The following is a 24,263-nucleotide window of genomic DNA, read 5'->3' as shown; positions in this document are numbered from 1 at the left end:
CGTTACTTTCCTGTTGTAGTTGGCAGTCCGGCACTTTGCCATGCGCCCATACCACCGTTAAGCACGTAAACATGCTCAAAGCCTGCTTTATGCATTGTGTTTGCAATACCCGAGGCCGTCATACCTGTAGTACACACCAGTATAATGGGTTTGCTTTTGTGCTTTTCAAGCCCTGCAAAGTCACTTTGTTTTGCTTTTTCGGCACTTAGCTGTATTGCACCTGCGATCCTGCCAGCGTTAAACTCTTTTAATGAGCGAATATCGACAACTTGACCTTCCTCACGGTTGACCAATAAAGTTAACTGTTGAGGGTTCACCTGCACGATGGCTGAAAACTTACTTTTAAACCAGCTTGCCACTATCATAACGACAAGAGCCAACCAAATAACGCTTAAAATCGCGTTATTGCCTATAAACTCGATGTATTGTTCCATGCACCTTCCAACTTAACTTTCTAAATGTGCGATTTTAGTTAAACTCACACACCCGTAATAATGAGTAGCTCCGAAGTATACATTTTGCGTTCCTTTGGGTATAGCCCTTTGTCTGTACCTAATACACATATCCCCAGTGAAAGGGCTTTAAAGTTATCTATGATGAGGATAAATCATAGCAACGGGGCTGAATTTTTACGCAGAACAAGGTATGCTAGGCGCAATCGTTATGTCGCGCTGATGTGTCAACTTTTCCACCTGACACAAGTGAAAAGATTAGTTCTAAAGGAGCCCAAATGACTGCACAAAAAAAACCACTTGTTCTAATGATTTTAGACGGTTGGGGTTATCGAGAAGAAAGCGAAAGCAATGCTATTTTAGCAGCCAACACCCCTGTGCTAGACCATTTATGGCAAACCAAACCTCACACATTGATCTCAGGTTCTGGACTAGATGTGGGCCTGCCTGATGGTCAAATGGGTAACTCGGAAGTGGGACACGTTAACTTAGGCGCTGGCCGTATCGTTTATCAAGATTTCACTCGCATCACCAAAGCAATTGCGGATGGTGAATTTGCCCACAACCCAGTATTAGTTGATAGCATTGATAAAGCGGTTCAAGCAGGTAAAGCTGTGCATTTAATGGGGCTTTTAAGTCCAGGTGGTGTGCATAGCCATGAAGATCATATCATTGCAGGCATACAGCTTGCGGCTAGTCGCGGCGCAAAGGCAGTTTATTTTCACGCCTTTTTAGATGGCCGAGATACGCCGCCACGCAGTGCTTTGGCCTCGATTGAGCGAGTTGAAAAACTATTTTCAGAGCTAAAATGTGGTCGCCTTGCTTCTATAATTGGTCGTTATTATGCGATGGACAGAGACAACCGTTGGGAGCGCATAGAAGCCGCTTACAACCTAATGGTAAGCGCGCAAGCTCAGTATACGTATGAAGATGGTGTAACAGCACTTAACGCAGCATATGATCGTGACGAAAATGATGAATTTGTCAAAGCAAGCGTGATTCAACCGCAAGGCTGCGAAGCGGCAACGATTAATGATGGCGATACATTAATATTTATGAACTTTAGAGCCGATAGAGCGCGTCAAATGACACGTACCTTTGTCGACAAACAGTTCAATGGTTTTACCAAACAAGTCTCGCCTAAGCTAAGTGCCTTTGTGATGATGACAGAGTATGCCGCCGACATCGATGCACCAGTGGCATTCGCACCTGAAGCGCTAACTAACGTGCTCGGTGAGTGGCTAGCAAAGCACAACAAAACGCAGCTGCGCATCTCTGAAACAGAAAAATATGCACACGTTACGTTTTTCTTCAGTGGTGGCAGAGAAGATGAATTTGAGGGCGAAAAACGCGAGCTGATCCCTTCGCCACAGGTTGCTACATACGATCTTCAACCAGAAATGAACTCGGAGCTACTCACTGATAAACTGGTAGAAGCAATTCACAGTGGCCAATACGATGTCATTATCTGTAATTATCCAAATGGTGATATGGTGGGTCATTCTGGTGTATTCAGTGCTGCAGTAAAGGCGTGTGAAGCGGTGGATAAGTGTATCGGTCGAGTTGTTGAGGCGCTTGGGCAAGTTGGCGGCGAAGCCATTATCACAGCAGATCATGGTAACGCTGAGCAGATGACTAATGCTAAAACAGGCCAAGCCCACACGGCACACACGTCAGAGCCCGTGCCATTTATTTATGTTGGTCGAGATGCCCTACCACACGATGGGAAAACACTAAGTGACGTTGCACCGACTATGCTGCACTTACTTGGTATGGAACAACCAAGTGAGATGACTGGCACACCGATCATGACCTTGAAATAACCATGCTTAACTTGCCCGGTAAGTTATTTGCACTTGGCATTTCATTGGCGGTGACTTCGGTTATCGCCAATGAATCTCGCACCAAGCAAGATTTAACTGAAGTACAACAAGAGCTCAAAAAGAGCCAAAAAAACTACCAGCAGCAGCGTAGTAATATCGAGGCGCTGCGCACCAAACTAAAAGCTCAAGAGTTAGACATTGCTAAAAATGCCAAGGCATTGTCACTTACTGAGCGCGGTATTGCTGAAAATCAGCAACAGCAATATACCCTGCAAAGCGAGGCGAAAAGTCTCGAAAGCAAAAAACAACGTTTACAAAAGCTGCTCGCATCGCAACTTAAAAGCGCCTATATGACTGGTAGTCATGACTACTCAAAGATGCTTTTAAACCAAGAACAAAGCGCAACTTTAGAACGTACCATTAGCTATTATGACTATTTCAACAAAGCCAGAATAAACCAGTTAGAAGAGCTAAAACAGATTTTCTCTGAGCTTGCTGAAAATCAGCAACAACTTAAACGCAAACAAGAGCAACTAGCCGCACTTAAACAGCAGCAACAACAACGTCAAGCAGCGCTTATTGCACGCCAAGAAGAACGTCAAACACATCTGCAAGAGCTAAATGCCGCTTTACAACAAACCGCGCAAGCTATCGACTACTTAAAAGAGAATGAGCAAACCTTGATTGCAACACTTGAAGAGCTTGCCAAAATCCAACAACCAGAGGAAGTGGTGCTAGAGGGTTTAGCACAGAATAAAGGTAAGCTGCAGTGGCCAAGCAAAGGACGGTTACGTCACCGCTTTGGACAAAGTAAACATGCTGGTATGAGCTGGAAAGGCGTGGTTATTCAAGCGCAAGCAGGTACGCCTGTGAATAGTATTAAGCAAGGACAAGTGGTGTATGCCGACTGGCTCAACGGATTTGGCTGGGTCATGGTTGTCGATCATGGCGAAGGCTTTATGAGCTTATATGGACATACTCAAACTTTACTCAAAGATGTTGGTGATTTAGTCAATACCGGTGAAACAATTGCTTTGGTTGGCCAAAGCGGCGGACAAATTCGATCTGGTCTATACTTCGAAATACGGCATAAAGGGAGCGCTGTCGACCCGGTAAAATGGTGTAAAGCAAGTTAATTGAATAACCCGTGCTGCACCAACACTTGGAGCAGCACATGAACATAGTAAATCGCATTAAATATGCTTTCACTCGTACATATCATGGTTGGGCACTACTCTTTAGCGTGTTACTTTGCCTAACTTTCATCACCCCAAGTACGTTTGCAAAGCAACGCTTTACCCAAGAGCAAGTGGAAGAAATCCTGTTCCATCTCCATGCCTATTATGTTGAAGATTTGCCACTAAGTCATGTTGACAAAAGTAATTTTGAACAACTTTTATCGCAATTGGATCCATACTCAAAATATCTTTCAGAAACCGAGCTTGAAGCCATTTTTAGTGCCGCAAATGGACGTTATACCGGTATTGGTATCGAAGTTGAAGAAATCGCCAACCGTGTGGTTATCGTTAATACGCTGCCGGGCTCTCCCGCTGATATAGCAGGTATTGAAGGTGGCGATAAACTCGTGTCTATCAACAATCAAGACGTGACTGACAAAGACATTGCTTATGTCTCTAAATTGCTTCAAAAGGCTGAGTTTTCAATTATTCACGTTACGGTCGAACGTAAAACACAACAACTCACACTGGCACTTCGCCGCCAAGAAATTAACTTAGAAAGCGTAACAAGCTTATTGCTACACAATGGTAATGGCTACTTGTCATTAAATGGCTTCAATAACAACAGCTATCACGATGTTGCCAGACACCTTAATAAGCTTCGCTTGGAAAATGGCGAGCCACTTGCGGGTTTAATCATTGATTTACGAGATAACCCTGGTGGCACGCTCACCAGCGCTGTCGCTATATCGGATCTATTTTTAGATGCAGGTACTATCGTATCAACACAAGGACGGTTTTATGATGCAAATCAACACTTCAGTGCCCAGCAAGGCGATATCCTCAACGGTGCTCCAGTGGTTATTATGATCAATGAAAACTCCGCCTCTGCGGCCGAAATACTTGCGGGTGCTTTACAAGATAACCAACGAGCTTTGGTTGTGGGTACGCCTTCTTTTGGCAAAGGCTCTGTGCAATCGCTTATCCCGATTGGCAATGGTACTACGGCTTTGAAACTAACGACCGCACGCTATTATACGCCTTCTGGGCGCTCAATAGAGGGAGTAGGCATTGAGCCTGATATTATCCTTACAAAGCAAGTGCTTTCACATTTAAGTAAAAGCGCTATAATGGCTGGTGAACAAACAGCCAAAAAAGAGCAATTGGCCAGGCTAGATTCTCATTTAACTGATGCAAGAAAGTTACTTAAAAAACATTAAATTATAACTATTACAAACAATAAGAAATGGGACTGTGCGACGCATACATTGGGGACTTTTTGCGCTTTGGCTGATGGCTTTGCCAAGCGCGGCAAAACAAATTGCCATTGTTATAGATGATATTGGCAATCATAAACGAGATTTACAGCTGCTCGCGTTACCTGGGCAGTTGTCGTTTTCTATTTTGCCTCATACCCCCTACTCCCAACAATTTGCCTATTTAGCCAGTAAACAGAAAAAAGAGCTGCTACTGCACGTGCCGATGCAATCAACGCAAGATAAAGCGCTTGGCCCAGGCGCATTAACTTTAGATATGAACAAATGGCAGTTACAAAGTACCTTAGGTCATGCCTTATCGACACTCCCTCAGGTCAAAGGGGTTAATAATCATATGGGGTCGGCGTTAACTCAATATGTTGAGCCAATGAAGTGGACCATGGAAGTATTAAAAAAGCGCGGCTTATTCTTTCTCGATAGTCGCACAACAGAGTATACCCAAGCACAGAACGTTGCTAATTTATATGGTGTAGAAAACATCAGCCGCCATATTTTTTTAGACAACGAGCCTACTGCTGAAGCCTTGCGAGTACAATTAGAAGCGTTAAAACATACTGCCGACACCGAGCAGTTTGCGATTGCTATTGCACACCCCTACCCCGAAACCGTGGCTTTTTTGACTATAGCGCTGCCCGAACTGACAGCTCAGGGCTATGAAATAGTCCCCGTATCACAATTAGTTGAATTAAAGTACATTCAATTAGCCGAGCACAAAAAACCTAAAGCACGATTTTTTATTCCCACCAGTGATTAACCCATTAAAAAGCACTTAGTTTGATCTTGATTCAAGCACAGAGTAAAAATCTGCGTTATAACTTAGGTATGTTGACTTAGTTGCTAACCAAGCTTAGTTGGAAGGAATAAATGATGTTAAACACAGTTGCCGATCTCATGACAGCCGATCCTTTTGCTGTCTCGCTTAAAGCGTCACTTAAGGACGCCCATGATTTAATGCGCGAGAAAAACATTCGTCACATACCTGTTATAGATGAGCAAGGGATATTGCAAGGTATGCTAACGCAGAAAATTATGATTGCAAAAGTGATGGGAATTATGGCCACGTATGGAGCCAATGCTCTTGAGCGAAAAGAAAAATATACAGTTGTTGAAGATATCATGGCCACCGACTTTGCCAGCATTCAGCCAAATCAAAGTCTGGCGGAAGTGGCCGAATTTTTTGTCAGTAACCGCCATGGATGCATGCCTGTTGTTGATGAAAATAATAAGCTTCTTGGGATCTTAACTTCCTCAGACTTTGTTCGTCTGGCGGCAGCTCTACTTTCATAACTAAATGGGCAATGCAAAGCAGCATTGCCCATAAATACTTTACGCCTTTTCAGCCAAAGTGCGAGCTACCGTTCTCATACCCAAAGTTGTCGCGCCCGCAGCCCATTGGCTACCAGCACTATCTCGAAACGAAGCAGCCAAATCGATATGCACCCAGCCTTTCCCTTCATTTGGTACGAAGCGAGATAAAAATCCTGCTGCATTTGATGCACCACCAAAGCCACCGCCTTTTTGCGCGCGGCTATTTGCGGTATCGGCATAGGCTGATGGACAGTTATGCTGGTGCCATTTTTCTAAAGGCAGAGGCCAAGCAGCTTCAAATTCTTCACCAGCGAACTGCTGAACATCAAAAACCAGTTCTTTATCTAAACCAAATAAAGCATTGTATTCTTGTCCCACCGCCACTAATGCAGCCCCAGTGAGCGTTGCAGCATCAATGATAAGTTTCGCCCCCGTCTCACCCGCTGCCATTAAACCATCGGCGAGTACTAAACGGCCTTCAGCATCGGTATTAACTATCTCTACGGTAGTACCGTTTTTATACGTTAATATGTCACCCAGTTTGTAAGCATGACCAGAAATTAAGTTCTCGGCACAACATAAAAACAATTTAATGCGCTTGTTAATGCCACGCTGAATGGCCAAAGCCAGACCAGCTGTAACCGTAGCCGCACCACCCATATCACATTTCATCCCAAGCATCCCTTCACTGGGTTTGATTGAATAACCGCCAGAGTCGAACGTGATACCTTTACCCACTAATGCCGCACTCACTGGCGCATCAGCATCACCTGTTGGGTTATAGTCAAGCTCTAGTAATACTGGCGGACGTTCACTGCCACGCCCTACTTCATGAATACCAATCCATTGTTGCTCAAGTAACGCTTTGCCCTTAATGATCTGGTAGCTTACATGCTCAGGCGCAAGAGATTGGATAAACTCAGCAGCTTTACCCGCTAAGCTTTCAGGGTAAATATCTTCTGCCGTACCATTGATCATTTGTCGAGCCCAAGTTGCAGATGTTTGCAAAGCGGCCAATTCATTCAAATCAGATTGCGCATTTTCGACAAAGGTGACGCCTGCCAATTGTTTTGGACTAACAAAGCCTTGATAAAAAGCCCATTGTGATTCAGTGCACCATTGCTCACCTTGCAGCTCAACTTGAATAATTCCTTGTTGTGCAAGTGTTCTTGCTGCCTTTTGGATATTTTTAAGTGTTTCATTTTCATTTAAGTGAACTGTTGCGCCTTGATTATCAAAAGATAATGAAGCCCCAACTCCCCAATGCGGCGCAGCCGCTTCTTCACTTAAACGCACAATAAATTTGTCAGACATAACCCTATATTCTCTTACACTTGATAGTGTCCTAAAGTGTACACTAGCAAGCATATTGACCCAACCTAATGCGATTAATTGATGAAATTTTCAAGCCCGCTTGATAAAGCAACTCTCGTAAAACGTTACAAACGCTTTTTAGTTGATTTACATTGTCAGCAACAAGGTGAATTTACTGTTCATTGCGCCAATACAGGGAAAATGACAGGCTGTGCCGACGCAGGCTTTAGCGCCTACTACTCAACCAGTGACAATAAAAAACGCAAGTACCCGCACTCATTGGAACTTACACAAAACACTCAGGGGGATTTTATTTGTGTAAATACCAATCATGCCAACACCGTTGCTTGTGAAGGTATTGAGCAAGGAATTATCAGTCAGTTGAGTGGCTATCAACAGTGTCACAGAGAAGTTAAATACGGCGAAGAGAACAGCCGAATAGATGTTTTACTTGAACAAGACGGCCATGCTCCTTGCTATGTTGAAGTCAAATCAGTCACCTTATTGGCACAGAACTACGGTTATTTTCCCGACGCACAGACCATTAGGGGGCAAAAACACTTGCGGGAGTTAATGCACCTCAAGCAGCAAGGCGCACGAGCGGTATTATTGTTTATCGTGATGCATGAAGGGATCAACGATGTCGCGCCAGCCAAGCATATTGACGAGCACTATGCCATGTTACTTAAGCAAGCATACGATGCAGGAGTTGAAGTACTGGCGTATAAGGCTAAGCTTTCTGAATATGAAATTACCCTATCACATCAAGTACCTGTGAAAATAAGTTGAAATAGAGATAATAATCCCCATATACGTGCCCATTAGAATTTCGTCTCTAAGGCTGAGATGTCTAAGTAAATGCCATACTAAAAAATGAAAAAGTGTTTGCTTAGGGGGGGAGATTCTGCTATTTATAGCCGCCGGCGTTAGCTGGGGTAATGTATTAAGGATTTAGGAGAATGCTATGCCTGAACAAAAGAGACTAGGGTTATTGGCTCAAGCCGGTTTAGAACCTTATCAGGAAAAACCGGGCGAAGAATATATGAATGACGCACAACGTGCGCATTTTAAAGCAATACTAGAAGCATGGCGTAAAGATTTGCGTAACGAAGTTGATCGCACCAAGATGCACATGCAAGATGAAGCGGCAAACTTTCCAGATCCTGTTGACCGTGCAGCACAAGAAGAAGAGTTTTCTTTAGAGCTGCGTACACGTGACCGTGAACGTAAACTGATCAAAAAGATAGAAAAAACACTGCAACTAATCGAAGATGACGATTTTGGCTACTGCGAATCATGTGGTATCGAAATTGGCATCCGACGCTTAGAAGCGCGTCCTACAGCCGATTTATGTGTTGATTGTAAAACACTGGCTGAAATTAAAGAAAAGCAAAACGGCCGAGGTTAATCTCAGCCCATTATGCTCACCCCAGCATTATCCAATCAAGGGAGCTATCGCGGTCGATTTGCTCCCTCGCCTTCGGGTCCTCTACATTTTGGTTCGCTCATCGCAGCGCTCGCTAGCTTTTTAGCTGCCAAAAGCCAACAGGGTCAATGGTTAGTTCGTATAGAAGATATTGATACGCCTCGTGTAGTCAAAGGTGCTGATAGTGACATTCTGCGCACTTTAGAAGCTTATGGATTGCACTGGGACGAAACAGTGGTGTACCAAAGTCAGCGGCATGCTTTGTATCATGAGGCCTTAGCTTTACTTGAGCAACAATCCTTAGTTTATGCCTGCCAATGTACCCGAAAAGACATTAAATTGCGTGGTGGACTCTATGATAATCACTGCAGATCACTAAACCAGCCCTTTGCAGGTAATGCGCTGCGTTTGCAGCAAAATTTCCCGGTAGAGACGTTTAACGATCAGATCCAAGGGCAAGTACACATTCCCAACAAAATTGCGCATGAAGATTACATCGTCAAACGCAGAGATGGCTTGTTTGCCTATCAGTTAGTCGTTGTACTAGATGATATTGAGCAAAATATTACCCATGTTGTCAGAGGTGCGGATCTATTGGAACCCACGGCCAGACAGTTAGGTTTGTTTCAACAACTGGGCTATGTTGCACCACAGTATGCACATGTTCCGCTGGCCGTTGCTAAGCCAGGGTTTAAGTTATCAAAGCAAAACCACGCACCAGCCATAGACAAGCACAATCCTAAGCCAGCTACATTAGCTGCGCTGCGCTTTTTAGGGTTTAATCCTCCAAGAGAATTAGACGATGCCAACACTGAAGAAATTCTAACATGGGCAACCCAGTCGTTTTCTTTAAATACTATCCCAAAGGTTCTCGAAAAACCCATAAATAATGACCTTTGAGCGAACAATATTTAAGTCCAAAACTTAATTTTTTGCCGCCACTGGTATATCATAGCGAGCCTTGTAGGTTCACCTACGTATTTTACTATTTTTGGCGTATCCACTGTTTTAGGAGACAGGTTATTATTTCTAAGCTATTTAAATTTTGCAGACAATTGGTTGGCCAAAGTGAAGCTAAGGCAGCACCAGTAACCTGTACTGAGCCAAAATTGATCCCGCGCAGTGAGCACAATATTTCTCGCAAGCAATTTAGCCCTAACGCAATCAAGGTATTGTATCGCCTAAAAGATGGCGGCTATGACGCATACCTCGTGGGCGGTTGTATTCGAGATATTTTATTAGGCATTGAGCCTAAAGATTTTGATGTAGTCACTAATGCAACACCAGAGCAGGTTAAAAAACTGTTTCGCAATTGCCGCTTAATCGGTCGACGTTTTCGTTTGGCACACATCGTATTTGGCCGTGAAATTATAGAAGTCGCCACCATGCGTGGCCATCACCAAGGTCAAGATAGTAAAAACCCCATTAGTCAATCGAGTGAGCACGGACAACTGCTCAGAGACAACGTCTACGGTACTATTGAAGAAGACGCTGAACGTCGTGATTTTTCAATCAATGCGCTGTATTACTCTGTCAATGATTTCAGTATTCATGATTTTGCCAATGGAATTAAAGCCATTAAAGAGCGCAAAATTGAATTGATTGGCGATCCTGAGACTCGCTACAGAGAAGACCCTGTGCGTATGCTTCGTGCTGTGCGCTTTGCAACAAAACTTGATATGCAGATAGCCCCTGCCACCAAAGCGCCAATTAAAGAATTAGCTGATCTACTTAGCAATATACCGCCAGCCAGATTATTTGAAGAAACGTTAAAACTATTTCTTAATGGCAAAGCTGAGCAAAACTACCATATGCTCAGAGAAATGGGATTATTCAAGCAGTTATTTCCAACGCTTGATGCCATCATTGAGCAAAGCGACAGTGGTTTTGAGTCTCGTTTTATAGCGCAAATGTTTGCCAATACTGATCAACGTATTAATGCAGACAAAAAAGTAACCCCTGCTTTTGTGTATGCAGCACTACTTTGGTTCCCACTGCTAAAACGTAGTGAACAGCTCCAGCAACAAGAGCAAATGCCGGTGTTTGACGCATTTGCACAGGCAATGAACCATGTTTTAGCTGAAAACTCACAACACATTGCGGTGCCAAAGCGATTCACTCTCGGCGCTCGTGATATTTGGCATATTCAAATGCGCTTAGATAAGCGTGGTGGTCAAAGAGCATATCGATTATCGCAACAGCCTCGCTTTAAAGCAGCTTATGACTTTTTATTATTACGAGTAGAAAGCGGCGAAAACGAACAGCAAGAATTGGCTGATTGGTGGACGGATTATCTTAAGCAAGATATCAACGGTCAAAAGGAGATGGTGAAGTCATTACCTTCACAAGAAGCAGGCAAGCCTCGCCGCCGCTATCGCAGAAAACCAAAGAAGAAGCCCCAGAACAATGACTAAAGTTTACATTGGCTTAGGCGCAAACCTTAATGCACCAGTTGAGCAGCTGAAGCGTGCACTTGACGCATTGAACCGCATATCTGATACACAGTTGCTAACCTGTTCGCAATTTTATGGCTCCAAGCCAATGGGTCCACAGGATCAGCCCGACTATGTTAACGCTGTTGCTTGCCTTGATACTGAGCTCGATGCCCACGCACTGCTAGATGCATTGCAAACAATTGAACTAGAGCAAGGCCGTGAGCGCAAAGATGAGCGCTGGGGAGCGCGCACGTTAGATTTAGATATCTTGTTATTTGGTAACCAAGTTATAGATACTGAACGCTTAACTGTTCCGCATTATGGCCTATGCCAAAGAGAATTTGTGGTCTACCCATTATTAGAAATTGCCCCAGTTCTCGTACTACCAAGCGGTGAACCGCTTGCAGAGATCTGCAAAAATGTACCTTTAAATGATTTAACCCCACTAAAATAATAACCCCATCAAGAGGACCGACATGGCTAAAGTAACTGTATCCACATTGGCAAAAATGAAACGAGAGCAAAATAAAATTACAGCCCTCACCGCCTATGATGCAAGTTTTGCAAAACTGTTCTACGACAACGGGGTGGATGTTGTTTTAGTTGGCGACTCTCTTGGTATGGTACTACAAGGCGCAGATGATACCTTAGCGGTGACAAATGCGGATATTGCTTATCATACACGTTGTGTGAGAGCGGGGAGTAAAGAGTTGTTTGTGGTGGCTGATATGCCATTTATGACTTATGCAAACCCAGCTCAAGCTTGCGAAAATGCCGCTCAGCTAATGCGTGCAGGTGCAAATATGGTTAAGTTAGAAGGTGGTGAATGGCTGCTAGAGAGTATTCGTGCACTTACTCAGCAAGGTATCCCTGTGTGCGGTCATTTGGGTCTAACGCCACAATCTGTAAATGTTTTTGGTGGCTTTAAAATTCAAGGGCGAGGCGATGAACAAGCCCAAAAAATGATTGCAGATGCCAAGGCTCTAGAACAAGCTGGCGCGCAATTATTAGTTGTAGAATGTATTCCATCAGCGCTTGCAAAGCGAATTTCAGAAGCTTTAACTATCCCTGTGATTGGCATAGGCGCGGGTAAAGACACCGATGGGCAAATCTTGGTTATGCATGATTTAGTCGGTATTTCAGCAGGTTACATTCCTAAGTTTTCTAAAAACTACTTAGCTGAAACAGGCAATATGCCTGATGCAGTTAAGAAATACTGCCAAGATGTTAAATCTGGCGCTTTCCCAACTTCCGAACACGAGTTTAAATAATGCAGTCAGTATCAGAAATTAAGTCATTACGTAGCCAAATCAAAGCTTGGCGCTCGCAAGGACTTAGCATTGCATTTGTGCCTACAATGGGCAACTTACATCATGGTCATTTCTCTTTGGTAGAAAAAGCAAAAACACTCGCAGATAAAGTGGTGGTGAGTATTTTTGTAAACCCAATGCAATTTGGAGCATCAGAGGACTTAGACAGCTACCCAAGAACACTGATGGAAGATAAACAAGGTCTCGCTGAATTAGAAACCGATCTTGTTTTTACCCCAAGTGTTGAAACTATCTACCCGAACGGCCTTGCTGCACAAAGTTATGTTGACGTACCTGAAGTATCTTTAGGCTACTGCGGCGGGTCTCGCCCTGGTCATTTTAAAGGGGTTGCGACGGTTGTTACTAAGCTATTTAATATGGTGCAACCTGATATTGCCTGTTTTGGTGAAAAAGATTACCAACAGCTGCAAGTGATCAAAACCATGGTCAGAGACTTGTCTATGCCTATTGAAATCGTGGGTGTGCCTACTAAGCGTGAAGCCTCGGGGCTCGCTATGAGTTCTCGTAACGGTTATTTAAGCGCACAAGAAAAAGACACCGCTAAAGTTCTTTTTCAAACACTAAGTGATACGGTAAGTAGCCTACAAGCAGGCAATACGGGTTTTCAACAGCTCGAAGAGCATGCAAAAGCAACACTGCTCGAGCACGGTTTGAAACCTGATTACTTTAAAGTTGCTAACGCTGAAACATTAAAACCTGCAAGCCCTAGCGATAAACATATGGTCATTCTTGCGGCGGCGTTCTTGGGTAAAGTTAGACTTATCGATAATATGCAAGTAAGCCTATAAGAGTACTGCTTTATATATTTTGATACGGCGCAACACGAGTAACTGTCGCAACTCTTTGCTCCTGACAAGTTATTGTTGCCCATAAAAAACGACCCTCATTGAGGGTCGTTTTTTTGTGAGCGCTTTCTAAAGCCCATCCGTAGGCGATAGAATAAAACTTATAATAAGCCTAACTTTTTAAGCTCTGCACTGGCCATTTTGCCAGAAAGTGGCACATATCCATCTTTCTCAACAATTTTTTGACCGTCTTGTGATAGAACCATTTTCAAAAATTCAGCTTCGATTGGTGCTAACGGCTTATTAGGGTGCTTATTTACATAAACATACAAGAAGCGAGACAGTGGATACTTACCATTCGCTACGTTTTCAATAGTTGCATCAACATAGTTATCACCTTTTTTGGCAATAGGTACTGTGCGAACACCTGATGTTTTGTAACCAATTCCTGAGTAACCAATCGCATTCACTGATGAAGAAATTGACTGTACTACCGATGCAGAACCTGGCTGTTCATTTACGTTATTACGGAAGTCACCTTTGCACAGTGCTTTCTTTTTAAAGTAACCATAAGTACCTGATACCGAGTTACGACCATAAAGTTGAACGTCTTTTACAGCCCAATCGCCCGTCAAGCCGACGTCGCTCCAACGCGTTACTTCTTCAGTTGCACCACACTTACGTGTTGATGAGAAGATAGCATCTACTTGGTCAATACGTAGACCTTCGATTGGGTTATCTTTGTGTACAAATACTGCCAAAGCATCGATAGCTACGCGTACTTCTGTTGGCTTATAGCCATAACGCTTTTCAAACGCTTCGATTTCTTTAGACTTCATCTTACGGCTCATAGGGCCGAAGTTAGCAGTTGCTTCTGTTAGTGCCGGAGGCGCAGTAGAAGAACCTGCCGCTTGAATTTGGATGTTTACGTTAGGGTAAATACGCTTATACTCTTCCGCCCAGAACGTCATCATGTTTGCAAGCGTATCGGAACCCACAGAAGAGAAGTTACCTGAGATCCCGCTGGTTTTATTATATTCTGGTAGAGTTGTATCTAACGCAGAAACTTGTGTTGAAACTAAGGTTGTTACAGCCACACCCATTGCGGCAACTAAGCTTTTAAATTTCATTGGGGTTACTCCAATTGTTCGTCCCAGTTAAATAACGCAGACTATTTTGCAGTCATTCGATGACAGAAAAATTACTCTTAAATGACACTTTTATGACTTTCATTATTTGTCATAAAAGTTAGTTTTGACTTTGGAAAGGCAAATGAGAATGTAGATCCTTCACCAACGGTACTTGTGATCTCAAGCGCTGAATCATGTCTTGTCAGTACATGCTTTGTGATAGCCAATCCTAACCCTGAACCACCCGTTTTACGACTGCGCGCCTTATCTACACGATAAAAGCGTTCTGTTAAGCGGTGAATATGCTCCGGCGCTATACCGTCGCCATTATCTATCACTGAAAAGCGCGGGCGTCCTTGCTCATCACATTGCCACTTCACCTCAACAATGCCTTCAGGCTTTGTATAGTGAATGGCGTTAAAAACTAGATTTGAAAAAGCACTGCGTAATTCATCCGCCGCTCCTAAAATATCCAAAGACTGGTCGACATTAAATATCAGCTGATGGTGCTTTTCTTGATTCAGTGATTTTGCTTCTATCTCGATTAATGAGAGCATTCTAGGCACGTCAACTGGTTTGTCTTTTTCTTGCTTACGAGCACCCTCGATTCTAGATAAAGACAGTAGCTGATTGACCAAGCTATCCATGCGCTTACATTGTTCGATCATGGTATAGTGGGCTTTATTCCACATAGCTGGTGATGGTAAGTTATCACTGTCTAACATCTCAAGATAACCCGTCACAACCGTAAGTGGCGTGCGCAACTCGTGAGAAACATTCGCTACAAAGTCTTTTCGCATTTGTTCCAATTGTTTTAAGCGAGTGATATCGCGAACCACCATCATCAATTGCTCAGCATATGGCATTACCCTAAACTCTAGCACTTGCTCACTAGCATGGCCTGAGTCAAGTTCCAGAGGCTCATCAAATTGATGTGCATTCATATACTTTACAAACTTCGGATCTCGGATCAAGTTATCCAAGCGCTGGCCATGATCTGTTGGCCATTGTAAGCCGAGTACTTTTAGCGCCAGCTGATTGCACCATACAATACTCATGTCTTGCTGCAATACCACGACCGCATCTGGCACAGCTTCCGCTCCCTCTCGAAAACGTCGGATCAGCTCTGCTAACTCATTGCGTTTTTTACGATTGCGGTGCTGTAGATGATAGATACCTTCAAAAATTTGCTCCCAAGCACCTTCACCTTCAGGTGGATTAAAGCTTCTTTGATTAAGTAACCAGTCGCTTAAACGATAGAGCTGGTGATAGTGCCATAGTAATAATGAAAGAGCCCCTATAAATAACAACACAAAGGGGGCACCGATCAGAATACCTATCAAAGTCAAAGGCAAAAAATACAAAAACAGGCGTTTGAATAACGCCTGTTTATTAATCACTCGGTACATATATGATAGTGTCCTAACACAACTACTGCGAGCCTATACTATAACTTGCTAGAAAAACGGTAACCTGCACCACGTACAGTTTGTACCAGTCTATCATGGCCTAGTGGCGCAATTGCTTTACGCAAACGGCGGATATGTACGTCAACCGTTCTGTCTTCAACATAGACGTTTGTGCCCCACACATGATCAAGTAACTGCTCACGGCTGTATACACGCTCTGGATGGGTCATGAAGAAGTGTAGTAAACGGAATTCTGTAGGGCCCATATCAAGTTCACTACCTGCCGACGTTACGCGGTGTGAAATAGGGTCTAAACGTAAACCATGCACTTCAATCGCTTCTTCTAGCGAAGTAGGCGATACGCGACGGATCACAGCTTTGATCCTCGCCATTAATTCTTTCGGTGAAAACGGTTTTGTAACATAGTCATCAGCCCCTACTTCTAAGCCTTTGACTTTGTCTTCTTCTTCACCACGTGCGGTTAACATGATGATTGGGATCTGACGAGTATATTCGCTTTGCTTAAACTTTTTAGCGATCTGAATACCACTACCACCAGGTAACATCCAGTCTAGTAATACCATATCTGGATATGGCTCTACCATTGCGGCAATTGCCGAATCATAATCTTCAGCTTCAATGGCTTGAAAACCATTTTGCTCTAAAACAAATACCAGCATTTCTCTGATAGGCGCTTCATCATCAACTACAAGTACTTTACGTGACATCCCAATGTTCTCTTTCATTACCGAAGTTGGTGTCATTATTATGACTTAGTGTGACAGTTTTATGAAATAGTACACTGGATTTTCAAAAGCTGCCAAAAAATTTGCAAATAAAACCTTCTTCGAAATAATTTCGTAGCCTATTGATGTTACTGGATTATTTAAAAAATAAAAACATTTAACTAAAAATCATAGCGTAGTGTGAGTGCCATATGCTCCTGATCTGGATTGTTATCTAAGTCAAATTGCGAGTACCAAAAATACATACGCGCTTGCTTTGAAAGGCTTTTTTCTACACCTACGGAGGTTGCATTACCAGAGTCTGATAGCTTTCCGCTCGCACCATCTGAATCTTGATATTGTGCGAGTAATTTATAACTGTCTATTTTGTAGGATGCACTTACCATGAAGCTGTCGACTTTATCGTTAGAATCTACTTTTTCACTTTGTTGGTATATGCCACCCAGTGTTGCATTACCCATTTTGCCTTGCACTGTGATGCGGTTAATATCTTGCCCCGCCACTTCTTCATCATGAGCAACACTAATATATACTGGTGTTTTCTTTAATGCGCTATCACCATATATAGCAGCAACCGATAAACCAGATTCTCCTTTTTGCTTGCTATTGTCTTCGGCTATATAGCTAACTACAAATTTCAAATGGTTGAGCTCAGGCGTGCTGTATTGAATAGTATCACCCAAACGATTTTCACCAGCGAATAAAGTTTTAATGTCCGCTTCAAAATCATTCATCATGTCGACTTTGCCCTGAGACTTTTTCATGGCAGTATCATCTCGGCCAATCAATATTTGCCCCAAATTGCCTTTTAAGCCAACATATTGGGATCTAGCAGTGATGTTTTCACCACTTTTACCGTCTTTATCATTATCAGCTGGGTTAACTTCAAATTCGTATTTAAAAAACACCTCTAAAGCGTCATTTATTTTCGCATCGCCTTTAAGACCCAAACGAGATGCATAACTTTCGACGCTGGTTTCGCTTTCGCTTGAGATATCACTGTACTGAACACCCGCGTGCACTCTGCCATAAACTTTCACAGCTTCTGCATTTGCAAAACTCGACAACATCAATAAAGAAGAACATAAAACCATTGGTGCATTTATTTTCATGATTGCGCAGCCTCAAGGAATGACGTTTTTTTAAGTTCAACTCCATTGAACTCACATGACTCAAAACACGAGCTTCAGTATAAAAATTAGTCGCTCTTGGAGGGAGATCAAGAAATTATCACGGTAAAGATCAAATTTATACTAAGTTACCAGTTTGGGATCAAAATCTTACTAACCCGATCCGCTCACGGATCACTATTTTACTTACACAAAGGCCTATAAATACCTTTACAACCATATAATTAGCTAAAAAACATACAAAAATGCCATATATTAAGATCTATTACGCTTAAGGTAGTAAAATACTGATCCCAACAGCGATATATTGGTAACTTACTGATCTTTAAATGTGATCGAAGGTAAAATAATGATCCAAAAAAAAGCCTCACATGGAGGCTTTGATTTAACTAATAGCAGACTTAGTTATTATTTGATCTGAGGATTTAACTCACCAGATAGATAACGTAAGTGCATATCATCCAATGAGATAGGTTTGATCTTGCTCGCTTGCCCAGCTGTACCAAAGGCTTCATAACGATCGACACAGATCTCTGTCATTGCTTTGGTCGCTTCAGCTAAGAACTTACGTGGATCGAAGTTTGCTGGATTGTGTGCTAAGTGACGACGAATAGCGCCAGTTGAAGCTAAACGAAGATCGGTATCGATGTTTACTTTTCTTACACCGTATTTGATCCCCTCAACAATTTGCTCAACCGGCACACCATAAGTTTCTGGGATCTCACCGCCGTACTCATTGATCACTGCAAGCCAATCTTGTGGCACAGATGAAGAGCCGTGCATTACCAAGTGTGTATTTGGAATACGAGCATGAATTTCTTTAATACGATTAATCGCTAGAATATCGCCTGTTGGTGGACGTGTGAATTTATATGCACCATGTGATGTACCACAGGCTATCGCTAGTGCGTCAACACCAGTTTTGCGTACAAAGTCAGCGGCTTCTTCAGGGTCAGTCAGCAATTGATCGTGAGTTAGTTTACCCACTGCACCAATACCATCCTCTTCACCAGCTTCGCCAGTTTCCAAAGAACCAAGCACACCAAGCTCGCCTTCAACAGAAACACCACATGCGTGTGCCATTTCTACCGCACGACGAGTCACATCCACATTATATTCGTAGCTTGAAGGCGTTTTACCATCATCAAGTAGTGATCCATCCATCATGACTGATGAGAAACCCAATTGAATTGAGCGCTGACAAACCGCAGGAGAAGTACCATGATCTTGGTGCATAACAACCGGAATATGTGGCCATTCTTCAATAGCAGCTAAGATCATATGACGTATAAACGGCGCACCAGCATATGCACGCGCACCCGCAGAACCTTGCACAATAACAGGGCTGTTTGTTTTATCAGCCGCTTCCATAATGGCGCGCATTTGTTCTTGGTTGTTTACGTTAAAAGCTGGAACCCCATAACCATGCTCTGCTGCATGATCAAGAAGTTGACGCATACTGATTAAAGCCATTTTGCTTTCTCCAATAGTCGATGACACTTGTCATCTAGTTTGAACGGGATAAATTGTATGTGACCTTAGCCACTGCTATTTGTCTATATCTTAGTGAGAGTGATATAAACAAATAAGGCCAGCAAAGCTGGCCTATGAAAATATTAAACGCTTGCTCTTTTTTCAAGCATAGCTACAGCTGGTAGTTTTTTCCCTTCTAAAAACTCTAAAAAGGCACCACCTCCTGTAGAAATATAAGAAATATCGTCTGCAACACCATATTTATCAATTGCAGCTAATGTATCACCACCACCAGCAATCGAGAAGGCATTAGATTTGGCAATGGCATTTGCAATCGCTTCTGTACCATTTCCAAATTGGTCAAACTCAAATACGCCAACCGGACCATTCCACACAACAGTACCTGCATGCTCAATGATTTTTGCTAACGTATTCGCTGTATCAGGACCGATATCAAAAATCATATCTTCATCGGTCACTTCACTAACATTTTTGATTGTAGCCACTGCCGATTCTGAAAATTCTGAGCCAACAACAACATCGGTTGGCACTGGGATATCACCATCATTACTGCGAGCAGCTTCTGTTAGTTTGGTTGCCTCAGCGATTAAGTCTTTTTCATATAATGATTTACCAACTGGGTATCCTGCAGCTGCAATAAAGGTGTTGGCAATACCGCCACCGGCAACAAGCTGATCAACCACTTTTGATAGCGAATCAAGTACAGTGAGCTTAGTGGATACTTTAGAGCCACCAACAATCGCCACCAAAGGGCGCGCCGGGTTATCAAGCGCTTTGCCAAGTGCTTCTAATTCGGCTGCTAATAGTGGACCTGCACAAGCGACTGGTGCAAACAAACCAACACCATGAGTAGACGCCTGAGCACGGTGAGCCGTACCAAATGCGTCCATTACATACACGTCACACAATGCTGCAAGCTGTTTAGAAAGCGTTTCATCATCTTTCTTTTCACCTACGTTAAAGCGAACGTTTTCAAATACCACAACTTCGTTGTCTGCAACATCAACGCCATCTAGGTAATCAGTCACTAAGCGAACATTCTGCTCTAATGCATCATTTAAATAATCAACTACAGGCTGCAATGAATATTGTGCATCATACTCACCTTCTGTCGGACGACCTAGGTGAGACATCACCATCACTTTAGCGCCTTTTTCTAGCGCTAATTTAATAGTTGGTAACGATGCACGAATACGGGCATCGGAGGTCACTTTGCCCTCTTTAACAGGCACATTTAAATCTTCACGAATTAATACGCGTTTGCCACTTAAATCTAAATCGGCCATTTTAATGACTGACATGGACCATCTCCTTTATAAACGATACTTCAATATTCAAATAAACTATTTCTGTGCCAACATAGCTGCTGCGGTGTCGAGCATACGATTAGCAAATCCCCACTCGTTGTCACACCATACCAATAATTTTACAAGTCGTTTATGACTAACTCGTGTTTGTGTGCCATCAATAATACAAGAATGTGGGTCATGATTAAAATCAACCGAGACTAAGGGCTCTTCGGTGTAACTTAAAATCCCTTCAAGGCGGCCAGAAGCAGCCTGCTGTAATACGTGGTTGACCTTTGATAAATCAACATCTTGATTTAGCGTCACACTCAAGTCCATGGCTGTCACATTGATGGTAGGAACTCGCACAGCAATTGCCTCAAAACGACTATGAAATTTAGGCAAAATACGCTCAATACCGCGCGCTAATTTAGTATCAACGGGAATAATTGATTGGCTTGCGGCACGTGTTCGGCGCAAATCACTGTGGTATGCATCAATCACTTGCTGATCATGCATAGAAGCATGAATCGTTGTTATCGCACCCGATTCAATGCCAAACGCATCATCAAGCACTTTAATCACGGGCACTATGCAATTAGTCGTACATGAACCATTGGATACTATAGTATGCGAAGGATCTAGTTCTTCTTCATTAATACCATAAACAATGGTGGCATCGACATCGGCATCTGCCGGTTGGGAAAACAGCACTTTTTTTGCGCCCGCGTTGAGATGCTTTTGTGCATCTTGGCGAGAATGAAATACCCCTGTACATTCAAGTACTACATCAACATCAAGTGCTTGCCAAGGGAGCAAACTCGGATCGGCTTCGCTAAACAATTGAATGTTATCACCCGCTACATTTAAATAAGGCGCTTGATGCTTTACGTCAAAGGCAAAACGGCCGTGCGAGGTATCGTATTTTAAAAGATGCGCAACCGCTTTTGGGTCTGCCAGTTCATTTATCGCTACAATTTGGATCTCTTTCTGGCGTCCAGACTCGTATAACGCGCGCACAATATTGCGTCCAATACGACCAAATCCATTAATTGCCAGTTTGATTGTCATTAAAGTGAAAATCCAGCTACATGCAAAAAGATGATAGGAGCATCGCTCCAAAGATGGCGCTATTGTAATCGACCGAGACTAAATGTGTAAGGGAAATGATGTTTTTTTTAAAATAAATCAGCTAATTTAATGCGTTTTCCTGCATTCATCGCATTAACTTGTGCAAGTAGAAGCTCGGCCGTGGCCAACGCGTCCGTCAAAGCGTGATGAGTTTGATAATCGGGTAAATGATAACGTTTACGACATGAGGCTAAAGTCAAACTATCTCCAGCAATAGGTTGTCCGCAGCTATGTAAACGTCTTTTTTCTATCTCCATGGTATCGAGCATACCGAGTGGCTCAACCGAGATCCCTGTCATTGCACCAGCCTGTTTGATAAATGGCCAATCTAACGCACTGTGGCAAACTAACACTTTTTTATCTAAGGCCTGTGATAAAGCATGCATTAGATACTCTAACGACTCACCTTCTTTTAGCATACTGTCGTCAATACCGTGATACACAGGACTTTGCTCTAAAGCTTTTACCCCTTTATGGATATGGTACTGAGCTGAATTCAAGTCAATTCTACCGGTCTCAATCGCCAACCAAGCGATCGAAACGATTTCATTTTGTTTGGCATCAAGCCCTGTCAGTTCAATGTCTACTACCAGATAGTCCAGCGCCTCAAAATCACATTGCTTTAACTGATATTGCTTATAGATTTTTTGCCACCAGCGCTTTGCGAACACTACAAACTTCCTCTAGCAAACTTAAAAGCACATGCCTGCTGTGCCTGTTTTATTAAATAAAATGCCTCTTTCAGTTGGTGCTTTTCGAGCGACGTTAAGTCTGCAGGATCGATACAGTTTTCAGGTAAGTGTTGATGTTCTAACTGATTATTCAACCGTAGCTGAGTCAGATAACGCCAACAGTCTTTAAGATCATAAACATCACTTTTATTGAGTAAGTTACTACCTAGCAATGCCTCCAAACGCTCTAGCGTGTTGGCTTTATATATTTGCGCTTTAAGTGCATACAGACGAACCAGATCATTAATGATCACCACACCTCGGCGTTTCAAATCTAAAAATTTATGCTGCTGTTGATCTTTTTCTAGCTTAAGTTGTTGAAATAACCCAAGCGGCACAGAATTTGTGTTGATATCCGTCGCCATTGCGGCGAAGAACAAGTCATCTTTTTTCAGCTTCGCCAGTTTTGCAGTGAACTCGCTATAGAGCGCACTATAGCCTTCTATAAAGCGTAAATCGAAATAAATTTTGCAATTGAGCATCGCCTTGGGCGTCGGCGCATATATCCAATCTTCAAAACGTGCTAACCACTGCGCCATAGAGCCTCTACACGCTTCGTTACTGGCCATAATATTACCTGGACAACTCTTAATGCCGCACTGCGCAAGCTGCTCGCAAACAAACTCCCCCATGTTCGCAAAGTATGTTCGCTGCGCTTGTGTTACCTCGTTTGGAAGGAGTAAGCCATTATCTTGATCTGAATGCAGTGTTTGCTCTTCCCTCGCCTGAGAGCCAAAACAGATCCAGCTATATGCACACGGTGCTTGGCCATGTTGCTGCTGGTAAATTGCGATAAGACGCGCCGTCAATGCGTCACTTAGGCCACTTAACAATTTACCAATTAAAGAGGTGTCTTCTACATTATAGGCAAAACTTTTTAGCAGCTCGGGGATCTCTGATGCGAGTAATTTAAGCTGGGCAACACCTTGTGCTTTATAGATATTGCCAATCAATTGCACAGGATCGCTTTTTTGCTGACGCAACAAGTCTGTGCTCGTTAACATCCCAAGCGGCACATGATGTTCATTTAAAACAGGCAGGTGATGAATGTTATGTTTTAACATCAAATGCAGCGCCGAAAAAACGCGGTTATGCTCAAATACATACTTCGGCGATCTAGTCATAATTGCCGATAACGGCGCATGGGGGTCACGCTCTTGTGCCAACACTCGATTGCGTAAATCCCTGTCGGTGACAACGCCCAATAATTGCTCTTTTTCACTCACAATAATTGAAGAAACCCCATGTTGACTCATGGTTTTAGCGGCATCAACAATGCGTGCATCGGGAGTCAAAGTCACAGCCCCTCTACTCATTACGTCACTTATCTTCTGTTCGCTCCAGTTATCTCGAGTTTGTTTGTAATGAGAAGATAACAGTCGGTTTGCGTGTGCTTTTACGAAATGCTGCTCAAATAGCTTGTATTCTCGTCGCAAAAAATCAAAGTTGCTTTGATTAAGTACATACACAAGCCCCGGTGTGCTTACACTCAGTTGATTTTTAATTGCTTCACCTGTGAGTAATGACGGATAACCGAAATAATCACCTTCAGCTAATCGCGTGATCACTTCACCACTGGCGGATAACAAGTCATAGCTTCCTGAGCGGACCAAATATAAATACAGCTCGCTGCTTCGCAACCACTGATGTTGGTTTTGCTGTGTTAAATAGATAACTTCGAGATGAGTAGCAAAAAAATGACTCGCGGCTTCTGGTAACTGACTGAACGGCATCTGTTTAATAACAAACTGTTTAACCTCAGCTATTTCTGGTGTCATCCTATACTCCTGAGCGCATATCACAAACTATTAAGCTACTGCCGTTTAAACTAAAAACCCAGCCCAATGGGCTGGGTGTCCTTTTTCATATTTAACCCA

23 protein-coding genes are annotated in these 24,263 nt (G+C 43.0%); 12 read left to right on the top strand and 11 right to left on the bottom strand.

Annotated features, from left to right (window positions below):
* Nucleotides 1-2 precede the first annotated feature (2 nt).
* Nucleotides 3-434: a rhodanese-like domain-containing protein gene (locus HC733_RS05495; protein ID WP_190364045.1), complete on the bottom strand. Its 432-nt coding sequence runs from the start codon at nucleotides 432-434 to the stop codon at nucleotides 3-5.
* Nucleotides 435-730: 296 nt separating this feature from the next.
* On the opposite strand from HC733_RS05495, the gene gpmM reads away from it, so the two are divergent.
* The 5 genes from gpmM to HC733_RS05470 all read left to right on the top strand — a co-directional run bounded on the left by gpmM (nucleotide 731) and on the right by HC733_RS05470 (nucleotide 6,017).
* Nucleotides 731-2,275 (top strand): 2,3-bisphosphoglycerate-independent phosphoglycerate mutase, encoded by a 1,545-nt coding sequence (gpmM, locus tag HC733_RS05490; RefSeq protein WP_190364044.1) that lies wholly within the window; start codon nucleotides 731-733, stop codon nucleotides 2,273-2,275.
* 2 nt (nucleotides 2,276-2,277) lie between these two features.
* A complete protein-coding gene (locus HC733_RS05485) occupies nucleotides 2,278-3,411 on the top strand; it encodes a murein hydrolase activator EnvC family protein (protein WP_190364043.1) in 1,134 nt (377 codons plus the stop codon).
* A gap of 38 nt (nucleotides 3,412-3,449) precedes the next feature.
* Nucleotides 3,450-4,673, top strand: a complete 1,224-nt coding sequence (locus HC733_RS05480) for a S41 family peptidase (RefSeq protein WP_190364042.1) — start codon at nucleotides 3,450-3,452, stop codon at nucleotides 4,671-4,673.
* Between the two features lie 73 nt (nucleotides 4,674-4,746).
* Nucleotides 4,747-5,484, top strand: a complete 738-nt coding sequence (locus HC733_RS05475) for a divergent polysaccharide deacetylase family protein (RefSeq protein ID WP_190364123.1) — start codon at nucleotides 4,747-4,749, stop codon at nucleotides 5,482-5,484.
* Nucleotides 5,485-5,597: 113 nt separating this feature from the next.
* Nucleotides 5,598-6,017, top strand: a complete 420-nt coding sequence (locus tag HC733_RS05470) for a CBS domain-containing protein (protein WP_190364122.1) — start codon at nucleotides 5,598-5,600, stop codon at nucleotides 6,015-6,017.
* 39 nt (nucleotides 6,018-6,056) lie between these two features.
* Here HC733_RS05470 and pepB read toward each other — a convergent pair whose 3' ends face one another.
* Nucleotides 6,057-7,352 carry an aminopeptidase PepB gene (gene pepB, locus HC733_RS05465; RefSeq protein WP_190364041.1) on the bottom strand — a complete coding sequence of 432 codons (1,296 nt, stop codon included), beginning with the start codon at nucleotides 7,350-7,352 and terminating at the stop codon, nucleotides 6,057-6,059.
* Between the two features lie 81 nt (nucleotides 7,353-7,433).
* Here pepB and sfsA point away from each other — a divergent pair, with 81 nt between their 5' ends.
* The 7 genes from sfsA to panC all read left to right on the top strand — a co-directional run bounded on the left by sfsA (nucleotide 7,434) and on the right by panC (nucleotide 13,332).
* Nucleotides 7,434-8,141 carry a DNA/RNA nuclease SfsA gene (gene sfsA / locus HC733_RS05460; RefSeq protein ID WP_190364040.1) on the top strand — a complete coding sequence of 236 codons (708 nt, stop codon included), beginning with the start codon at nucleotides 7,434-7,436 and terminating at the stop codon, nucleotides 8,139-8,141.
* Between the two features lie 175 nt (nucleotides 8,142-8,316).
* Nucleotides 8,317-8,760, top strand: coding sequence for an RNA polymerase-binding protein DksA (gene dksA / locus HC733_RS05455; protein WP_190364039.1), 444 nt, complete (start codon nucleotides 8,317-8,319; stop codon nucleotides 8,758-8,760).
* 12 nt (nucleotides 8,761-8,772) lie between these two features.
* Nucleotides 8,773-9,678, top strand: coding sequence for a tRNA glutamyl-Q(34) synthetase GluQRS (gene gluQRS, locus HC733_RS05450; RefSeq protein WP_190364038.1), 906 nt, complete (start codon nucleotides 8,773-8,775; stop codon nucleotides 9,676-9,678).
* Nucleotides 9,679-9,833: 155 nt separating this feature from the next.
* Nucleotides 9,834-11,192 (top strand): polynucleotide adenylyltransferase PcnB, encoded by a 1,359-nt coding sequence (gene pcnB, locus HC733_RS05445; RefSeq protein ID WP_194709990.1) that lies wholly within the window; start codon nucleotides 9,834-9,836, stop codon nucleotides 11,190-11,192.
* Nucleotides 11,185-11,667: a 2-amino-4-hydroxy-6-hydroxymethyldihydropteridine diphosphokinase gene (gene folK, locus HC733_RS05440; RefSeq protein ID WP_190364037.1), complete on the top strand. Its 483-nt coding sequence runs from the start codon at nucleotides 11,185-11,187 to the stop codon at nucleotides 11,665-11,667. Before pcnB ends, folK begins: the two co-directional genes overlap by 8 nt.
* Before the next feature lie 22 nt (nucleotides 11,668-11,689).
* Nucleotides 11,690-12,484 carry a 3-methyl-2-oxobutanoate hydroxymethyltransferase gene (gene panB / locus HC733_RS05435; protein ID WP_190364036.1) on the top strand — a complete coding sequence of 265 codons (795 nt, stop codon included), beginning with the start codon at nucleotides 11,690-11,692 and terminating at the stop codon, nucleotides 12,482-12,484.
* On the top strand, nucleotides 12,484-13,332 hold the full coding sequence (gene panC / locus HC733_RS05430; RefSeq protein WP_190364035.1) for a pantoate--beta-alanine ligase: 849 nt from the start codon (nucleotides 12,484-12,486) through the stop codon (nucleotides 13,330-13,332). Before panB ends, panC begins: the two co-directional genes overlap by 1 nt.
* A gap of 158 nt (nucleotides 13,333-13,490) precedes the next feature.
* On the opposite strand, the gene HC733_RS05425 is transcribed toward panC, so the two are convergent.
* The 9 genes from HC733_RS05425 to HC733_RS05385 all read right to left on the bottom strand — a co-directional run bounded on the left by HC733_RS05425 (nucleotide 13,491) and on the right by HC733_RS05385 (nucleotide 24,164).
* Nucleotides 13,491-14,459 (bottom strand): PstS family phosphate ABC transporter substrate-binding protein, encoded by a 969-nt coding sequence (locus tag HC733_RS05425; protein ID WP_190364034.1) that lies wholly within the window; start codon nucleotides 14,457-14,459, stop codon nucleotides 13,491-13,493.
* A 77-nt stretch (nucleotides 14,460-14,536) separates the two neighbouring features.
* A complete protein-coding gene (phoR, locus tag HC733_RS05420; protein WP_190364033.1) occupies nucleotides 14,537-15,868 on the bottom strand; it encodes a phosphate regulon sensor histidine kinase PhoR in 1,332 nt (443 codons plus the stop codon).
* A gap of 38 nt (nucleotides 15,869-15,906) precedes the next feature.
* The gene (gene phoB, locus HC733_RS05415; protein ID WP_070985814.1) at nucleotides 15,907-16,596 is read right to left on the bottom strand and encodes a phosphate regulon transcriptional regulator PhoB; all 690 of its coding nucleotides are present in this window, start codon (nucleotides 16,594-16,596) and stop codon (nucleotides 15,907-15,909) included.
* A gap of 179 nt (nucleotides 16,597-16,775) precedes the next feature.
* Entirely contained in the window at nucleotides 16,776-17,726 is a 951-nt protein-coding gene (locus HC733_RS05410; RefSeq protein ID WP_190364032.1) for a porin, read from the bottom strand.
* A gap of 426 nt (nucleotides 17,727-18,152) precedes the next feature.
* Nucleotides 18,153-19,217, bottom strand: coding sequence for a class II fructose-bisphosphate aldolase (fba, locus tag HC733_RS05405; RefSeq protein ID WP_190364031.1), 1,065 nt, complete (start codon nucleotides 19,215-19,217; stop codon nucleotides 18,153-18,155).
* 143 nt (nucleotides 19,218-19,360) lie between these two features.
* Nucleotides 19,361-20,539 carry a phosphoglycerate kinase gene (locus HC733_RS05400; RefSeq protein ID WP_190364030.1) on the bottom strand — a complete coding sequence of 393 codons (1,179 nt, stop codon included), beginning with the start codon at nucleotides 20,537-20,539 and terminating at the stop codon, nucleotides 19,361-19,363.
* Nucleotides 20,540-20,581: 42 nt separating this feature from the next.
* Entirely contained in the window at nucleotides 20,582-21,595 is a 1,014-nt protein-coding gene (gene epd, locus HC733_RS05395) for an erythrose-4-phosphate dehydrogenase (protein WP_190364029.1), read from the bottom strand.
* Between the two features lie 107 nt (nucleotides 21,596-21,702).
* Nucleotides 21,703-22,326, bottom strand: a complete 624-nt coding sequence (locus HC733_RS05390) for an exonuclease domain-containing protein (protein ID WP_190364028.1) — start codon at nucleotides 22,324-22,326, stop codon at nucleotides 21,703-21,705.
* Complete coding sequence (locus HC733_RS05385; RefSeq protein WP_190364027.1) at nucleotides 22,326-24,164, bottom strand: DUF294 nucleotidyltransferase-like domain-containing protein; 1,839 nt, start codon at nucleotides 24,162-24,164, stop codon at nucleotides 22,326-22,328. The genes HC733_RS05390 and HC733_RS05385 overlap by 1 nt, the downstream gene beginning before the upstream one ends.
* Nucleotides 24,165-24,263: the final 99 nt, after the last annotated feature.

This window comes from Pseudoalteromonas sp. S16_S37, from assembly GCF_014694405.1.
GTDB lineage: Bacteria > Pseudomonadota > Gammaproteobacteria > Enterobacterales > Alteromonadaceae > Pseudoalteromonas.
The sequence above is the reverse complement of the archived record's forward strand: the minus strand, read 5'-3'. Positions and strand labels throughout refer to the sequence as shown.

Bases quoted from the DNA above. Each gene is read 5' to 3' on its own strand.
- HC733_RS05475 (WP_190364123.1), top strand. From the start codon at position 4,747: ATGGCTTTGCCAAGCGCGGCAAAACAAATTGCCATTGTTATAGATGAT.
- HC733_RS05425 (WP_190364034.1), bottom strand. From the start codon at position 14,459: ATGAAATTTAAAAGCTTAGTTGCCGCAATGGGTGTGGCTGTAACAACC.
- HC733_RS05400 (WP_190364030.1), bottom strand. From the start codon at position 20,539: ATGTCAGTCATTAAAATGGCCGATTTAGATTTAAGTGGCAAACGCGTA.
- gpmM (WP_190364044.1), top strand. From the start codon at position 731: ATGACTGCACAAAAAAAACCACTTGTTCTAATGATTTTAGACGGTTGG.
- panB (WP_190364036.1), top strand. From the start codon at position 11,690: ATGGCTAAAGTAACTGTATCCACATTGGCAAAAATGAAACGAGAGCAA.
- HC733_RS05495 (WP_190364045.1), bottom strand. From the start codon at position 434: ATGGAACAATACATCGAGTTTATAGGCAATAACGCGATTTTAAGCGTT.
- HC733_RS05410 (WP_190364032.1), bottom strand. From the start codon at position 17,726: ATGAAAATAAATGCACCAATGGTTTTATGTTCTTCTTTATTGATGTTG.
- HC733_RS05385 (WP_190364027.1), bottom strand. From the start codon at position 24,164: ATGACACCAGAAATAGCTGAGGTTAAACAGTTTGTTATTAAACAGATG.
- HC733_RS05485 (WP_190364043.1), top strand. From the start codon at position 2,278: ATGCTTAACTTGCCCGGTAAGTTATTTGCACTTGGCATTTCATTGGCG.
- epd (WP_190364029.1), bottom strand. From the start codon at position 21,595: ATGACAATCAAACTGGCAATTAATGGATTTGGTCGTATTGGACGCAAT.
- gluQRS (WP_190364038.1), top strand. From the start codon at position 8,773: ATGCTCACCCCAGCATTATCCAATCAAGGGAGCTATCGCGGTCGATTT.
- fba (WP_190364031.1), bottom strand. From the start codon at position 19,217: ATGGCTTTAATCAGTATGCGTCAACTTCTTGATCATGCAGCAGAGCAT.
- phoR (WP_190364033.1), bottom strand. From the start codon at position 15,868: ATGTACCGAGTGATTAATAAACAGGCGTTATTCAAACGCCTGTTTTTG.
- phoB (WP_070985814.1), bottom strand. From the start codon at position 16,596: ATGTCACGTAAAGTACTTGTAGTTGATGATGAAGCGCCTATCAGAGAA.
- HC733_RS05470 (WP_190364122.1), top strand. From the start codon at position 5,598: ATGTTAAACACAGTTGCCGATCTCATGACAGCCGATCCTTTTGCTGTC.
- sfsA (WP_190364040.1), top strand. From the start codon at position 7,434: ATGAAATTTTCAAGCCCGCTTGATAAAGCAACTCTCGTAAAACGTTAC.
- HC733_RS05480 (WP_190364042.1), top strand. From the start codon at position 3,450: ATGAACATAGTAAATCGCATTAAATATGCTTTCACTCGTACATATCAT.
- panC (WP_190364035.1), top strand. From the start codon at position 12,484: ATGCAGTCAGTATCAGAAATTAAGTCATTACGTAGCCAAATCAAAGCT.
- dksA (WP_190364039.1), top strand. From the start codon at position 8,317: ATGCCTGAACAAAAGAGACTAGGGTTATTGGCTCAAGCCGGTTTAGAA.
- folK (WP_190364037.1), top strand. From the start codon at position 11,185: ATGACTAAAGTTTACATTGGCTTAGGCGCAAACCTTAATGCACCAGTT.
- pepB (WP_190364041.1), bottom strand. From the start codon at position 7,352: ATGTCTGACAAATTTATTGTGCGTTTAAGTGAAGAAGCGGCTGCGCCG.